At 63.4% G+C, this 15595-nt stretch carries 12 protein-coding genes; 4 read left to right on the forward strand and 8 right to left on the reverse strand.

All coding sequences use genetic code 11. The features are described from left to right. The first annotated feature begins 108 nt into the window (after nucleotides 1-108). Together NAT21_RS00900 and NAT21_RS00905 are read left to right on the forward strand one after the other, a co-directional pair. Nucleotides 109-444, forward strand: a complete 336-nt coding sequence (locus NAT21_RS00900; protein ID WP_250934957.1) for a hypothetical protein — start codon at nucleotides 109-111, stop codon at nucleotides 442-444. A 310-nt stretch (nucleotides 445-754) separates the two neighbouring features. Beyond that, complete coding sequence (locus NAT21_RS00905; protein WP_250934958.1) at nucleotides 755-1408, forward strand: DUF1826 domain-containing protein; 654 nt, start codon at nucleotides 755-757, stop codon at nucleotides 1406-1408. An 18-nt stretch (nucleotides 1409-1426) separates the two neighbouring features. Here the strand turns inward: NAT21_RS00905 and NAT21_RS00910 are convergent, their stop codons facing one another. From NAT21_RS00910 to NAT21_RS00940, 7 genes are all read right to left on the reverse strand, one after another. Then, entirely contained in the window at nucleotides 1427-1822 is a 396-nt protein-coding gene (locus NAT21_RS00910) for a putative signal transducing protein (protein ID WP_250934959.1), read from the reverse strand. Between the two features lie 59 nt (nucleotides 1823-1881). Further along, on the reverse strand, nucleotides 1882-3036 hold the full coding sequence (locus NAT21_RS00915; RefSeq protein ID WP_250934960.1) for an MFS transporter: 1155 nt from the start codon (nucleotides 3034-3036) through the stop codon (nucleotides 1882-1884). Nucleotides 3037-3117: 81 nt separating this feature from the next. Beyond that, a complete protein-coding gene (gene folE2, locus NAT21_RS00920) occupies nucleotides 3118-4056 on the reverse strand; it encodes a GTP cyclohydrolase FolE2 (protein WP_250934961.1) in 939 nt (312 codons plus the stop codon). Next, nucleotides 4049-5260 (reverse strand): zinc metallochaperone GTPase ZigA, encoded by a 1212-nt coding sequence (gene zigA / locus NAT21_RS00925; RefSeq protein WP_250934962.1) that lies wholly within the window; start codon nucleotides 5258-5260, stop codon nucleotides 4049-4051. The genes folE2 and zigA overlap by 8 nt, the downstream gene beginning before the upstream one ends. Nucleotides 5261-5504: 244 nt before the next feature. Continuing rightward, complete coding sequence (locus NAT21_RS00930) at nucleotides 5505-5906, reverse strand: nitrite reductase small subunit NirD (protein ID WP_250934964.1); 402 nt, start codon at nucleotides 5904-5906, stop codon at nucleotides 5505-5507. Next, entirely contained in the window at nucleotides 5903-8470 is a 2568-nt protein-coding gene (nirB, locus tag NAT21_RS00935) for a nitrite reductase large subunit NirB (protein ID WP_250934966.1), read from the reverse strand. Before nirB ends, NAT21_RS00930 begins: the two co-directional genes overlap by 4 nt. Next, nucleotides 8467-9714: an NAD(P)/FAD-dependent oxidoreductase gene (locus tag NAT21_RS00940; RefSeq protein WP_250934968.1), complete on the reverse strand. Its 1248-nt coding sequence runs from the start codon at nucleotides 9712-9714 to the stop codon at nucleotides 8467-8469. Before NAT21_RS00940 ends, nirB begins: the two co-directional genes overlap by 4 nt. A gap of 558 nt (nucleotides 9715-10272) precedes the next feature. Here NAT21_RS00940 and NAT21_RS00945 point away from each other — a divergent pair. Next, nucleotides 10273-13026: a nitrate reductase gene (locus NAT21_RS00945; protein ID WP_250934971.1), complete on the forward strand. Its 2754-nt coding sequence runs from the start codon at nucleotides 10273-10275 to the stop codon at nucleotides 13024-13026. Continuing rightward, on the forward strand, nucleotides 13013-13915 hold the full coding sequence (cobA, locus tag NAT21_RS00950) for a uroporphyrinogen-III C-methyltransferase (RefSeq protein ID WP_434084384.1): 903 nt from the start codon (nucleotides 13013-13015) through the stop codon (nucleotides 13913-13915). Before NAT21_RS00945 ends, cobA begins: the two co-directional genes overlap by 14 nt. 104 nt (nucleotides 13916-14019) lie before the next feature. On the opposite strand, the gene NAT21_RS00955 is transcribed toward cobA, so the two are convergent. Beyond that, complete coding sequence (locus NAT21_RS00955) at nucleotides 14020-15375, reverse strand: MFS transporter (RefSeq protein ID WP_250934973.1); 1356 nt, start codon at nucleotides 15373-15375, stop codon at nucleotides 14020-14022. Nucleotides 15376-15595: the final 220 nt, after the last annotated feature.

The following is a 15595-nucleotide window of genomic DNA, read 5'->3' on the forward strand; positions in this document are numbered from 1 at the left end:
AGAAAAAAAAAGCTTCTGTACCGAAAGGTAAATACTAGGACGCATGGCGTTCATCATCTCCATGGAGATGATTTCAGAAACACACGACGTAGGAAATCTGCCCTTGGAATGCGCAAAGGCATCCAGCGTGGGCTTGATTACACGCCGCTTTTCAAGTTTTTGTTGGCCAAAGTTGGTTGTCCATGGAGTGAGGTTCATAGTGAAGCGGTCTCTCGGTTGGATAAAAAAGACCCTATTAATTGGCTGGTTGCCATGGATTACGAATCAGCCGAAGAGGTAATTCGCGTTGGTGAAAGCTCATACTTCAGTGGCCTTTACGTAGACGAGAAAAGAATTCTACGGATAGTTAACCCTGATATTGATGAAAATACACTGGGGCCTCTTTGCAAATGCTGCACTCACACTTTCAACGGCACTCCTTTCACTCAAAAATACAATGAATGACTCGAGTCTTGTCTACTGTAATGAGCACCGTTAGGCGGAATGAGCTAAGCGTTCCATAGGTAAAGTGTTGCATGCAAATAACCTGCTGATCTGACGCCTCCCCCAGCCGGCAACCCAACTACTGCCTCGCCGTATGCCCGTCATCGATTGGTATAAACATTCCGCGAACATCGGGCTGCGCTTTACTACCGCGTGGTCATTCATCCTTTTTCTCTCCCAAGAACTACCAACTACCCCGCTCAAGAGGAAGTATTTTTTCTGTCTAAAAATATGTTATATCATAACAATAAAGCCATTGAGGGAGCCGATCATGACCGCCGCACTCGCCACACCGCTTGCTGAACACACCCACTGGGCCATCGACCGGGAGGTCTCGGTGCTGCCGCGCATTTTCGATCCCGAAATCACGCTGGCCGTGATGCAGCGCACGCTCTCGCCCGAGGTGGTCGAGGGAGCTCGCGCCCAGCGTGAGGCGCGCTTTCCGCTGTCGTTTTCGTGGCGGGGTAACCCGGAGGGTGAGGCGCTTGGGGATGATTTACGCAAGGCACTGCACGCGCCGGAGGCCAGTGCGGCGCTGATCGAGGATGTGGTGACGCTGGCGCAGGCGATGGCGTATCTGTTCGAGACCGAGGAGGTCGGGGTGCGTCTTCGGCGCCTTGATGAGGCGATGTGCCCGCGCTTTCACTGCGATCGGCTGCCGGTGCGGCTGGTAAGTACCTATCTTGGCCCGGGCAGCGAGTGGCTGCCGGATGACGCGGTCAATCGAGCTGGCCTGGGGGCACCATCGGCCAGCAAACCCGACATCCTGCGGGTGCCGGAGGCGCTCGATACCCTGAGCGCGGGAGATGTGGCATTGATGAAGGGCACCGGCTGGGTGGGGAGCGAAGACCGGGCGCTGGTACACCGAAGCCCGGGAGTGTCACCGGGCGAGATGCGGCTGGTACTGACCATCGATCCAGTCTGAATGCTTCAGGGGTACGAATCACTCATCGGACTCACGGTGGCGGTGCGTGCCGGGCAGGGGGAATACCACCCCGGTGCTGGCCCAGCACGCCACCGCCAGCGCTCGCCAGCCTCGGCCAGGGCGGGCCTCGCTACTGTTCTGCTCATCTGTCGGTACGTCCGCTGGGGCGGTATCCACTTCTGCCACCAGCCGGTCGGCCTCATAATCGGCGAGCACCGCGCGGGCAAGCTCCAAATCCTCCGCTGCGACCTGCACCTTGATGCCGCCCAGCGCCGTTTCCCACATCCACTGCATCGTGATCAGGTGTTCATCGGCGATGAACGCCGTCAGGTGACGTGATTCGAGCAGCCCCTTGAACAGGTACGCTTCATAGGGGTAACTGAATCGGGCCACGGTAACCGGGTGAGACGCCATGGGTAGTCTCCTGCACCTGGGCAATGAGTCACTATACCGGCGCCGCCGGGGCGGGCCCATTACCCATTGTGGGATGCGGCGGGCATGGGAGTTTTCTCGGGGCGGCGCACCGCGCTCGAGACCGCCAGCCCGAGCGCCAGTACGGCAAGCACTACCATCAGGGCACGGTCGAGCCCGGCGTGCTCGCCGATGAACCCAAGCATCGGCGGCCCGGCAAGAAAGGCGATATAGCCCATGATAGCGGTGGCGGCGACCTGGGCGTCGCCGTTGTCGCCTTCACCGGCGGCGGACATGCTGAGCGGAAAGCCGACCGAGGTGCCGATGCCCCACAGCACCACGGCGGCGATGGCGACGCCGCTGTGCTCGGTCAGGGTGATAAGCGCCACACCGACAAGCGCCAGAATGATACAGAGCCGAAAGAGCGTGTGTCGGGGCAGCCAGCGCATGAGGGCGTTGCCGGAAAATCGCCCAAGCGTCATGGTCAGTGCAAACAGCATGAACCCGAGTGAGCCGAGCGCGGGAGAAACGCCGTGCACATCCACCAGCAGCAGCGGCAGCCAGTCGTTGGCGGCCCCCTCCGAGAGTGCTACCGCCAGCACGATGGTGCCAAGCATCAACACCCGCGGGGTCTTCCAGACCGAGACCGGCGGTGCGGTATCGGTGTCAGGCATATCGGCCCTGACGGCAGTGGGTTGCGCTCGTTTGCCGGTATCAAGGGGCAGGCCGCGAATGGCCCACCAGAACGCCGGCAGGGTTACAAGCGTCAGCCCCATCAGGTGATATTCGGTCGGTACCCGCCAGGCCGTGAACGCGATGCCGACCAGCGCCCCGAGCACGGTGCCAAGGCTGAAGCAGCCGTGCAGCGTCTGCATCAGCGCCCGACCGCTCAGCCGTTCCACCGCCGCGCCTTCGATGTTGATCGCAACCTCGGCAAGCCCCATTCCCGCACCAAAGAGCGCCAGCCCGGCGGCGGCGACCAGCGACTGTCCGCTGCGGGTGCCGAACCGGCGCACCCAGAGGCCGGCGCTCAATACGCCCATCATCGCGCCGACGGCAAGGCCGAACAGCACCAGCCCCATTTCGTCGGTGGCGGCATCGAGGCGGTCGCGGATGTCCGGCGTGCGGGTGATCCAGGTCGCGGCAAGCGTGCCCGGCAATAGAAACAGGGCGTAGAGGGCGGCAATGCGGCGCGAGTACGGGGACGGTGATGACATGGGACGAGCCTCGATAAAAAGCGGCGACCGACAGTTGCCGGTCGCCGCAAGATAGCACGCTTTTACGCTCCGGGTCGGGGGCTAGAGCGAGCCGGGCCAGTGCCACTGGGCGGTTGCCACGGCGTCGTGGGCATGCAGGCTTTCCATGTGGGTGATGTCCAGCCTGAAGCCGATAACGCCGGGCTGGGTTGTCAGGGTATCGTGCAGCCGTCGGGCGGCGTCTTCGCAAAACATCAGGTTCTGGCCGTTGGCCAGGGCGAAGGCCTGCTCATCCACACGCTTGACGGCCGTTTGAAGCGCCGTGCCAAGGGCGGCTTCGCTGCGCTCGATGACATCCTGCCAGGGCAGGCGGGCGTGCCCTGGATCAAGGCGAAGCCGCAGATGGGCGCGGCTTCGCTGGCTGTGCGGCGTGGCAATGATGCCGTCTTCACTGCCGAGCCAGTTCCGCACTGCCTCAGGTGTCAGGCCGGACGCGTCGCTGAATCTTTCGTCGAAGTGACGCTGGATGAGCTGGCGCGCCAGCGCCGCCGAGCAGGGGCAGGTCGATGAATACCCGATGTCGAGCTCGAGCTGGGCTTCGAAGCCCCTGGGTGAGCGCCTCGTCCTGAGCGTGAGCGGGTAGCCCTTCCAGCCGCTGTGATCGCTGATCAGGGCCGGCCGCCTCAGTAGCGGGGTGCCGGTGAGGTCAAGGTAGGCGGTGTCCGACAGCCCGTCATGGCTTTCAAGAAATCCGGCAAGCGTCTCGTCAAGTCGGGCCAGCGTCAGCGGCCGCCGGGTGAGGGCGTCGAGCCCCAGGTAGAGCCTGGACATGTGAATGCCGCGGGCATGTTCGTCATCCAGGCTGACACCTGCATCAACGCGCACATCGAAGGCGGTGTCATCAAGCAGCAGGGGCAGCTCGATGCCGGCCATGCCGACACGGCTCAGTGCGCCGGTCAGTCGGGAAGGCCCGCGTGTCACATCAGACAGTCCATCGCGGGCGTCGAGGGCTGAGGCGTTCGGGGAAGCGAGATCAGTCATGCCAGGCCTCGAAAGGGTCGGGGAGGGTTTTCCAGTATTCAAATCCCTGAAGCAGTGCATCGTCATCGAGCAGGCAGGCATCAAGTGCCTGGCGCATGCGCGCTTCGTTCATGTTCTGGCCGATGAATACCAGTTCCTGACGCATGTCGCCGAAGGGCTCCTCCCACTTGTCCAGAATGGCGTCTCGCCACTCGGGGTCGGCGGGCCAGTCGCTTTCGGGCACGGCCTTCCAGAACAGCCCGGCAAAGCCGTACCGGGCGATGCCCCCGGCCTGGCTCCACTGCGCGGCGTAGCGAGGGCGGCTGGCCAGCCAGAAAAAGCCCTTCGAGCGCAGCAGCCCCTCACCGAACCAGTCGGCGTGCAGCAGCTCATGCAGTCTTGTCGGGTCAAAGGGGCGGCGGGCGAGGTAGCCGAAGCTTGAAATGCCGTATTCCTCGGTTTCCGGCACGTGCTCGCCGCGCATCTCCTTCAGCCAGCCGGGGGCGGCGCTGGCGCGCTCGAAATCGAAGCGGCCGGTATTCAGCACCTTGTCCAGAGGGACTACGCCGTTCCGCATCGTCAGCAGGTCAGCCGCCGGGTTCAGTCGGGCAAGTACTGCTTCCAGTTCGGCTCGCTGGGCATCACTGATCAAGTCGCTCTTGCTGATCAACAGCACGTCGCAGAACTCGATCTGATCGACCAGCAGGTCGGCCACGTTGCGATCATCGTCCTCACCGGCGGTTTCGCCGGTTTCCGCCAGGGCCTGGGCCTCCAGGTACTGACGCATGAAGTTCACGCCATCCACTACCGTCACCAGGGTATCAAGCCGGGCCACGTCCGACAGGCGTCGGCCCTGGTCATCCTCGAAGGTGAAGGTTTCCGCCACCGGTAGAGGCTCGGAGATGCCGGTGGATTCGATGACCAGGTGATCGAAGCGGCCTTCCCGGGCCAGCCGGTTCACCTCGATCAACAGATCTTCGCGCAGGGTGCAGCAGATGCAGCCGTTGCTCATCTCGACCAGCCGCTCCTCGGCGCGGGCTACCTCGGTGCCGGTATCGTGGCCGCGCACCAGCGCCGCATCGATGTTGATCTCGCTCATGTCATTGATGATCACTGCAACGCGGCGGCCCTCCCGGTTGGCCAGAATATGATTTAGCAGCGTGGTTTTACCGGCGCCTAGAAAGCCCGACAGCACGGTAACCGGCAGGGGAGTGAACTCGGACATCGGATATGGCTCCTGGTGATTCCGGGGCCCGTTGACGTGGGGCCACAGTAAGAGTGACGCCTGACGGCGCCGTGATCGGCAGTAACTTATATGTTATAACATAACAATTCAAGAGCAAGAGCGAGGCTCTTCATATGCCAACGGCGGAATCGGGCAGTAGCGAGTCTGTCGATCAGGCGCCGTGGCCGAACGGCAAAACGCCCGGCAGGCCGGGCGTAGTAAGCGGGCAGAGGCTCGGTGCGGGTTATTCCAGCAGCACATCGTCACCGCGTAGGCAAACAGGCCAGGTGGTCAGGCGCTTCTCGGGGTCTTCCAGGCAGACGCCATCGCGGAGCCGGAAGTGCTGTTTGTAAATGGGGGAGGCCACCACTGCCTCGCCGTTCACATGGCCGATGATGCCGCGGCCGATCACGTTGGCGCCGGAAAACGGGTCGTGGTTATCCAGCGCGTAGAGCGCCTCGCCCCGGTCAGTGGCGTTCTCGTGAGGATCAGTCACGTCGGCCTCGCCGGGGCGAGCCGGCAGATGGAACAGCGCGATCTGATGGCCATTGTACCAGGCCACCACGCCGGAACCGGCCACCAGATCCCGACGGTGGCACAGGTATACTGCGTCGGTGGTGTGAGGTGCAGCGCAGGATGTACTCATGAGGATATCTCCACGGCCAGGGCCTTGATCTCGTCAGGTCGCGCCGGGCGCGGCTGGTCACGTTCGGAAACGGCGATGATGTCGGGGTCGCGGCGCGAATCGTTGACGAAGGTGCGGAAACGCTTGAGCTTTTCCGGGTCCTTGAGGGCATTGACCCACTCGCATTCGTACTGATCGACCACGTGCTGCATCTGGGCTTCCAGGGTGTCTCCCAGCCCGAGGCTGTCATGGATGATGACGTCCTTCAGGTAGTCGAGCCCGCCCTCCAGGCTTTCCCGCCAGACCGAGGTGCGCTGAAGGCGGTCAGCCGTGCGGATATAGAACATCAGCAGGCGGTCAATCAGCTTGAGCAGGGTGGCGTCGTCCAGGTCGGTGGCGAACAGCTCGGCGTGGCGAGGGCGCATGCCGCCATTCCCGCAGACGTACAGGTTCCAGCCGTGCTCGGTGGCGATCACGCCGACATCCTTGCTCTGGGCTTCGGCGCACTCGCGGGTACAGCCGGATACCGCAAACTTGAGCTTGTGCGGCGAGCGTAGTCCCTTGTAGCGGTTTTCAATCGTCAGGGCCATGGCAACGCTGTCCTGCACGCCGTAGCGGCACCAGGTATTACCGACACAGGATTTTACCGTACGAGTGGATTTGCCGTAGGCGTGGCCGGTCTCGAAGCCGGCATCAATCAGCTCACGCCAGATCTCGGGCAAATCCTGCAGCTCGGCCCCGAACAGGTCGATGCGCTGGCCGCCGGTGATCTTGGTATAGAGGTCATATTTCTTCGCTACTGCCCCCATGGCGATCAACTTGTCGGGGGTGATTTCACCGCCGGGAATGCGCGGCACTACCGAGTAGGTGCCGTTTTTCTGCATGTTGGCCATGAAGGTATCGTTGGTGTCCTGCAGTGGCACCAGGGAGGCATCCATGATCGGGGCATTCCAGCAGGATGCCAGAATCGAGGCCACGGCGGGCTTGCAGATGTCACACCCCAGCTGCCCGGTGCCGTGCCGTGCATGCAACGCCTCGAAGCTGGTCAGTTCCTCGACGCGTACCAGGCTGTAAAGCTCCTGGCGGGTATAGGCAAAGTGTTCACAGAGACTCTTGTCGACGCTGATGCCGCGGCTTTCCAGCTCATGTTCGAACACCTGCTTCAAAAGCGCCGTGCAGCCGCCACATCCGGTACTGGCTTTTGTATCGGCCTTGAGGGTGGCCATGTCGCTGCAGCCGGCCTCCACGGCCTGGCACACTGCCCCCTTCGAGACGTTATGGCAGGAGCAGATCATGGCGGTGTCCGGCAGGGCATCGGCCCCGAGGGTCGGTGCGCCGTTACTGTGGGGCAGTATCAGGCTGGCGGGGTCATCGGGCAGGGCAATGCCGTTTTGCACGTACTGCAGCAGGGTGTCGTAGTAGCTGTTGTCGCCGACCAGTACGGCGCCGAGCGCGGTCTTGCCGTCAGCCGAGACCACCAGCCGCCGGTAGCCATGAGTGGCTTCATCAATGAAGCGGTAGCTGATGGCGCCCTCGGTATGGCCATGAGCGTCGCCGATCGAGCCCACATCCACGCCCAGCAACTTGAGCTTGGTCGACATGTCGGCGCCTGCAAACGGTTCACCTTCAAGCCCTACCAGCTGGTCGGCAGCGGTGCGGGCCATGGTGTAGCCCGGCGCGACCAGGCCGAAGACACGACCGCTCCACAGGGCGCACTCGCCAATGGCGTAGATCGACGGATCGGAGGTCACACAGGCATCGTTGATCATCACGCCGCCGCGCTCGCCGAGGGTCAGTCCGCACTCACGCGCCAGCCGGTCCTGCGGGCGAATACCGGCGGAAAATACGATCAAATCGGTCTCGAGCGGCTCATGGTCCTTGAAATGCATCCGGTAGCGGTGGGTCTCGCCCGGGGTGATCTCGGTGGTGGCGTGGTCGACGTGCACGTGCACGCCGAGTGCCTCGATCTGGCGTTTCAGCGCTCGGCCACCTTCGTCGTCCAGCTGCACGGGCATCAATCGGGGCGCGAACTCGACCACATGCGCCTCAAGCCCGAGCGAGGTCAGCGCGTTGGCGGCCTCGAGACCCAGAAGCCCGCCGCCGATTACCACGCCGCGCCGGTGGGTGTTATCGGCCACGCCCGCGGCGGCGTCGCGGATGCGGTCAAGGTCGTCAAGGGTGCGGTAGACCAGCCCGGCGTGGCCGGTGCCGTCGTCCACGGTCGGAATCTGCGGTACGAACGGGTAGGAGCCGGTGGCGAGCACCAGCTGGTCATAGGGGAGGTCGCCGCGTTCGGTGGTCACGGTCCTGGCGCTGCGATCAATGGTACTGACGTGCTCGCCCAGGCGCAGCTCGATGCCGTGGCGCGCGCAGAAATCGGCTTCGCCGAGCGCCAGCCCCTCGGCGTCCCGGCCACTGAAGTACTCGGAGAGGTGCACACGGTCGTAGGCCCGGTGGCGCTCCTCGCCGAACACCGTGATCGCAAAGCGCTCATGAGCGCCGCGTTCAACCAGCTGTTCCAGAAAATAATGGCCGACCATGCCGTTGCCTATCACGATCAGCCGAGGGGAATGGGACGTGGTCATGCGACCTCCTGCAGAGGGTGGGTGGCATCGGCTGCGCCGAAAATCAGTGTCTCTCGAGCCGCCCCCAGGGCGGTGCCGGCCTGGGCCAGCCGAAACAGGGCGGGGCCATCGGTGGTGTCGCCGTACAGCACGGCGCCCACCAGGCGGTCGTCGGCAATCAGCAGGCGGCGGTAATCGCCGTTGCCCGGGTCGGCGTAGGTCATCGATTCCACACCGGGGGCCGGGTCGGCCGCGCCGAAGCTGTACAGATCAATGCCGGCCACCTTGAGCCGCGTGGCGCTGGGCATCGGGACATGGGCCGGGGTCGCGTGCCCGCAGAGCACGTCGGCCAGGGTCTCGACCTGCTCCCAGATCGGCTCCACCAGTCCGACGGTGGTGCCTGCCACTTCGGCGCATTCGCCCAGAGCGTGGATGGCCGGGTCCCGGGTGGTGAGGTGGCCATCGACGCAGATGCCCTTGTTCACGTTCAGCCCGGCAAGTCGGCCCAGCTCGGTGTTGGGGGTAATGCCGGCGGCGATGATGACGCAGTCGGTGGCCAGACGACGCCCATCGGCCAGCACCACGGCGCATACCTGGCCATCGGCGCTACCTTCGCACCGGGCCAGCTGCGCGCCGGTTTCCACCGTAAGCCCGCGTTGGGTCAGGGTATCCTTCAGCCAGCTGGCGGCCACAACGTCGAGCTGGCGATTCATCAATCGGTCGCTGCGCTGCAGCAGGGTGACTTCCACCCCGCGTTTTCGAAGCCCTTCGGCGGCCTCGAGCCCCAGTAACCCGCCACCGACCACCACGGCGCGTTGCCCCGCGGTGCGCTGCATCAGCCAGTGGCTGTCTTCCAGCGTGCGGAACCCGCCAATATTGCCAAGGCCAATGCCTGGAATGTCCGGCAGGGTGGGGCGGGCGCCGGTGGCCAGCACGAGGCGATCATAGTCAAGGCGCGTACCCTGATCGGTCCACAGGGTGCGGGCAGTGCGATCAATGCCGGTTACCTGCTCACCCAGATGCCAGTGCAGGCCATGCGTCGCCGGAGCGGGCAAGTCGAGGCTGTCACGGTCAATCTCGCCGGCCAGCCAGGGCGACAGCAGAATGCGGTTGTAGGCGGTAGTGGCTTCTTCACCGATCACGGTAATGCGGGGCGGTCGGTCGGGCCGGGCCATCAGGGCGGTGACAAGTCGGTGCCCGGCCATGCCATTGCCGACCACTACCAGGTGTTTATGGGGCGGGGAGTAGCCTGTCGTATCTGTCATGCTGATCTCCTTGGGTGGTGGCGCGTTGCGCACTACCACCACGAAAAAGGCGCCTGATGCCACCAGGCCGAAGCTTCGTGGCATCAGGCGCCTTTGCCTGAAGGAATAACGATGTCATGTGCTGCGGCCGTCGTTGGCCGGTCATGAGTCTGACAAGGCGAAAGGTGTGCCATGTGCGGGGAATATTTTTCAATTCAAGCAGTTGGATGGTCCGGGCTATTGTCGGGTTGGCGGGGGGGCTGCTGAAATGATCATGCTCGGTGCACTCGCTGCGCGATATGCACCATTTCCAGCCATGATCCCATGCCGATGCGGGTCAAGCGGCGCCTTGTCTTTCGATATTCATGCGCAACTGCCTGTTTTTGAATGAAAACGATCATCAAGGAGTGATAATTGCCTTCATTTGGTACGCGGTGCGGAACAATGGGGTTCCAGCCCGACAGTATTCCCGCTTCATCCGACAGCACATCACTGTGCCGGCATCTGCCGGCATCAGGCAAAGAGGCCTGACCTCACGGCAACGTGACGTCAGGCCTCTGTCGTTTTCAAGGAGGCTTAATGTCCGATGCCCGTGCCGTACACCCGCCGAGTGTACACAACGCCGCTCCCTGCCAGGCCGCGACCACCTGCCCCTACTGTGGGGTGGGGTGTGGCGTAAGCGCCACGCTTGAACAGGGCCGAATCACGGCCGTCGCCGGCGATACGACCCATCCCGCCAATCAGGGACGGCTGTGCGTCAAGGGCAGTGCGCTGCATGAAACACTGGAGCATTCAGGTCGGCTGCTGCATCCGCGTGTAGATGGTGCGATAACCAGCTGGGATGACGCGCTGGATCAGGTCGCTGCCCGGTTGAGCGCGACCCGCAGCACGCATGGCAATCACGCCGTGGCGGCGTACCTGTCCGGTCAGCTGTTGACCGAGGATTACTATGTGGCCAACAAGCTTTTCAAGGGGTTTCTTGGTACACCGCATGTGGATACCAATTCACGGCTGTGCATGGCCTCGGCGGTCGCCGCCTACAAGCGTGCCTTCGGGGCAGATGCCGTACCCTGCTGCTATGACGATCTTGAGGAGGCAGAACTGGTCGTGCTGGTCGGCTCCAATCTTGCCTGGAACCATCCGGTGCTGTATCAGCGGCTCAAGACGGCCCGGTCGCGTAATCCGCTGATGCGCATTGTGGTGATTGATCCGCGGGTGACCGACAGCTGCGACATTGCCGATTTGTACCTGGGCATTGCCCCCGGCAGCGACGCACGGCTGTTCAACGGTCTGCTGGCCTTCATGCACCGCACCGGGCGCATGGATCAGATCTATCTGGACCGTCATGCCGAGGGCCTTGAGGAGGCTCTGGCGGCCGCCTGCGAGGCGGATGTCACCCTTGACGCCATCGCTGCCGACTGCGATATCGACCCGGAGCGGCTGGAAACCTTCTATTACTGGTTTACCAGCCAGCTGCATGTCGTGACCCTGTACTCTCAGGGCATCAATCAGTCCAGCAGCGGCACCGATAAATGCCAGGCAATCATCAACTGCCATCTGGCCGGGGGGCGTATCGGCCTGCCCGGTGCCGGGCCGTTTTCGATCACCGGACAGCCCAATGCGATGGGTGGCCGTGAAGTGGGCGGGCTGGCCAATCAGCTGGCGGCCCACATGGATTACCACACCCCGCAGGCCCTGGAGCGCGTCACGCGCTTCTGGCAGACCGGCACACTGGTGCCGACGCTGCCGGACGGGCCTGGCCTCAAGGCGGTGGCGCTTTTCGAGGCCATCGAACGGGGGGAGGTACAGGCGGTATGGATCATGGCGACCAACCCGGTGGTCAGCCTCCCGGACGCTGACCGGGTCAAGCGCATTCTGGCGGCCTGTCCGCTGGTCATCGTGTCGGACTGCATGGCCAATGCCGAGGTACTGGATGTGGCCGACATCATCCTGCCGGCCACCGGCTGGTCGGAAAAGGACGGTACCGTCACCAACTCCGAGCGCTGTATTTCACGCCAGCGCGGGCTGACCGAACCGCCCGGCGAGGCCCGGCACGACTGGTGGATCATGACCGAGGTGGCGCGTCGGCTCGGCTTTGCCCAGGCCTTTGACTACGACCATCCGGCCACCATCTTTGCCGAGCATGCCCGGCTTTCAGGCCTGGATAACGACCCGGACGCGGCGGGCTGGCGCGTATTCGATATTTCCGGTCTGGCCTCGTTGACGCGGGATGAGTATGACGCGCTGGCGCCGATACAGTGGCCGGTCAATGCCCGGGCGCCGGCCGGCACGGCGCGCCTGTTTACCGACGGACACTTTCCCACGCCGAGCGGGCGGGCCCGATTGATGCCGGTGAGGCCGTGTGGCCCGCAGCAGGCTCTGAATGCTACGTATGCCCTGCGGCTCAATACCGGACGGGTGCGTGATCAGTGGCACACCATGACTCGCACGGCGCGTTCCGCCCGGTTGATGAATCATCGTGCCGAGCCCTTTGTCGACCTGCACCCGCAGGACGCCGAGGCACACGGCATCAAGGATCGTCAGCTGGTTGAGCTGACCGGGATCTGTGGACGATTTCGTGGCCGGGCACGGATCGCTCGTGCCCAGCGCCGCGGCGAGGTATTTGTGCCAATGCACTGGAACGAAGCATTCAGCGGCCGCGCCAGGGCCAATGCCCTGCTGGCCCCGTACGTGGACCCGATATCCGGCCAGCCGGAATCCAAGCATGGCGCGGTTAATGTGCGCCCGCTGACCCATGGCCGTGAAGCCACGCTGATGGTGACAACCGAACTGGCCGAAGACCTTCAGCCTGTTCGCGACTGTGCGTACTGGGCTCGGATCCCGATGTGCCACGCCGTGCGCTGGCAGCTGGCCGAAGACAGTGACATGGCCGAACGAGACTGGCTGGCCTGGATTGAAGATACCCTGCCCGGGCCCCTGTCACAGTGGAGCGTGGACGACGCCCGTGGGCGGCTGCGGGCAAGCAGCCTGCAGGATGGCCGCCTGAACTGGTGGCTGATGGTTGGCCCGCCTGACACGCTGCCGTCACCACTGTGGCTGGATGCGCTGTTCGGCGAGGCATCCTCCGAAGGCATCTCCATGGCGGTACGCCGGCGCATTCTGGCTGGTCATGACAGTGATGCCCGTGATGACGGACCAATTATCTGCAGTTGTCATCAGGTCGGGCAATATGCCATTCAGGCCGCCATCCGCGATGGCGATCACAGTGTCGAGGCCCTGGGAGCCCGGCTGGCCTGCGGCACACAGTGCGGTTCCTGCCAACCTGAACTTAAAGCCCTTCTGGAAGAGGAGCGTGACCATGTCCGCCTGTAACCCATTGCGTGCTCCGCGATTAAACCCCATCCGCTGGATGGCGCGGCTGAGCCAGATGGCTCAGGGACGTCTGGCCGGGCGCACAGCGATGCCGCCTGCGCGCACCGCGTTGCCTGCCGCCCTGTCGGGACAGGTCGCGCTGGTCGGGGCAGGCCCCGGGGCGCTGGATCTGCTGACGATTCGGGCACTTGATCGGATCAGCGCCGCCGAGGCGGTGGTCTATGACCGGCTTGTCGGCCCGGATATTCTGGCGCGCATCCCGCCGGGATGTGAGCGCTATTACGTGGGCAAGGCCTGTGGCCATCACAGCGTACCTCAGGCGGAGATCGGCGCGCTGCTGGTGCGGCTGGCCGGTGAGGGCAAGCGCGTGGTGCGGCTCAAGGGGGGTGATCCGGCGGTATTTGGCCGAATGGGAGAGGAGCTTTCTGCGCTGGCCGAGGTTGGGATCGACGCCGAGATCGTGCCCGGCATTACCGCCGCCTCCGGCGCCGCCGCTGCGCTTGGCATGCCACTGACGGACCGCGCCCATGCTCAGGGCCTTCGCTTTATCACCGCGCAGCAGTACCGCGCCGGGCACGGGCCTGACTGGCAGGGCCTTGCACGGCGCGATGAAACGCTTGTGTTTTACATGGGGCTGGGCCGGGTGGGCGAAATAAGCCAGGGCCTGATGCAGGCAGGGTTGCCTGCCGACTGGCCGATGATGCTGATTGCCCATGCCTCCCTGCCGAGCCAGCAGGTGCGCGTCAGTACGCTGCGCGACATGCCGGATGTGCTGGCGCACGCGCCGCTGCCGTCGCCCTGTCTGATTGTCGTGGGCAGTGTGGTCTCGATGCAGCAGGCCATATCCATGACCACCGAAAAATCGCTACAGACCACCTTGTCTGGCTGATCGTGGAGCAGGTGTAATACGCGTCATTAAAAAACGCCGTCATGACCATGACGGCGTTTTCGTGTCAGTACCCCGGCAGCGCCGGGATGACAGAAGCAGTGGCGTCAGCGCGCTACCGCAGGTTGGGCGGAATCCCCCCGCTCACCACTGGCCTGCTCATAGGCCAGGCCTTCTTCGGCTTCGGTGGCGGGAGTGAAGCGGACGGCAAGGGTGCACAGCGATGCCAGTACCACGGCCACACCGAGGTAAAACAGCCCCTGCTGGTAACTCAGCGATTCGCTGCGAAACAGAAAGCCTGCTGCAACGGCGCCTGCATTGCCTCCCGCGCCCACGATGCCGGCCACGGCGCCCAGGGCCTTTTTATTGATAAAGGGCACCACGCCGAACGTGGCCCCTTCCGCCATCTGCACAAAGAGACTGAAGACCAGCATGATGCCGATAGCCACGGCCAGCGTCTGCATCTGGGCAAAGCCGATCAGGGCGATGCCTTCACACAGCATGGCCACGAACAGCCAGCGAACCCGTCCCTTGAGCCCGCCCCGGCGAGCAAACAGGTCGGAAAATACGCCGCCCAGGGTACGGGCAAACAGGTTCATCATGCCGAACAGACCGGCAATCAGCCCGGCGGTGGCCAGACTCAGCGAAAATGTGTCGAAAAAGTAGATGGCGGCGATGTTGTTGATGGTCAGCTCGACGCCAAAGCAGGCCGCGTAGACGATAAACAGGGCCCAGACCCGAATGTCCTTCGCCGCTGACAGGAAGCTTTGCAGGGCGCCGTGTTCCTTCGTGGCCGGTGGCAGCTCGCCACGGGCACGAAGGTCACTGAAGTTGCCATCCGGGGCGTCCTGTGTGAAGCGGTAATAGGCAACGCCGGTCAGAAACAGCACGATGCCGGGCACAACCATGGCCAGCCGCCAGCCCAGGGCTTCATTGACGCCAAGCATCAGGATGCCCGAAAACACCAGCGGCATCAGTATCTGGGTTGTCCCGCCACCCAGGTTGCCCCATCCGGCAGTGGTGGCGTTGGCAGTACCCACCACGTTGGGGGCAAACATCATGGTGGAATGGTACTGGGTAATCACGAACGAGGCGCCAATGGCGCCGATCGCCAGCCGTGCCATCAGAAAGGTTTCAAAACTGTCGGCCAGCCCGATCAGCATGACCGGCAGGGAGCCAAGGCACAAAAGCCAGGTATAGGCCTTGCGCGGTCCGATGCGGTCGCACAGCAGCCCGATGACCAGCCGAACCACAATAGTGATGGCGACCGAGGCAATAATGGTGTTGCCGATCTGGGTCTTGGTCAGGCCCAGGTCGTCTCGCACGACCGCCATCAGCGGCGCAATGCCGAACCAGCCGAAAAAGCAGACGTGAAAGGCGAACCAGGACATGTGAAATGCGCGCATCTGCGGCGTTGATAGCGTGAACAGGCGGATCTTGTTGGCTTTGTGTCGGATGTTCATGACTCGTGCTCCGTGGGTAACGACGGCACCTGAATGGCGTCGCGCCAAAACGAAAACGGCGTCCATCTCGTTTCGCGGGGGCACGAAACAGGATGGACGCCGTTGTCCTCTGCGGGTCCGGGTGGGGCCGGCCTGCAATGAAAGATGACAGGGTTGCCGTTAGACAACCGATCGGACCGCCGTTGGCCCGAGTCATCCTTTCAAAGCATACGAAGTGCCA

The organism is Larsenimonas rhizosphaerae (assembly GCF_023700005.1).
In the GTDB taxonomy this organism is placed as follows: Bacteria; Pseudomonadota; Gammaproteobacteria; order Pseudomonadales; family Halomonadaceae; genus Larsenimonas; species Larsenimonas rhizosphaerae.